Raw genomic sequence first — 335 nt, 5'->3', positions numbered from 1 at the left:
CGAACAAGCACATCCTGCCAAATGGCGGCCAGCTTCGCCTCCAGTTCGGTGCGCGGCGCCACGTATTCGCGGCCTCCTGCCCCCCCTTCCGGTGCCGGCAGCGCCTTCCGGTCGATCTTTCCGTTCGGCGTCAGAGGCAGGCGCTCCAGCTCCACGAAGTACGACGGGATCATGTACCCCGGCAGCTCGCTGGCAATCGCCCGCTTCAGATCCGCCGCTGTCAAGCCTTCTTCCGCTGTATAATAAGCGCACAAAGCCTTCTGACCTTCTTGATCTTCCCTGACGACGACGACCGCTTCCTTCACGCCACCTACACTCAGCAGCTTCGCTTCGAC

1 protein-coding gene is annotated in these 335 nt (G+C 62.4%); it reads right to left on the bottom strand.

The annotated features are described in order from the left end of the window. Positions 1-335: AMP-binding enzyme (locus HFD99_RS25090; protein WP_167441081.1), on the bottom strand; the 335-nt coding region annotated here is incomplete at both ends.

It is taken from the genome of Paenibacillus sp. EKM301P (assembly GCF_011800295.1).
Lineage (GTDB): Bacteria > Bacillota > Bacilli > Paenibacillales > Paenibacillaceae > Paenibacillus > Paenibacillus polymyxa.
The sequence above is the reverse complement of the archived record's forward strand: the minus strand, read 5'-3'. Positions and strand labels throughout refer to the sequence as shown.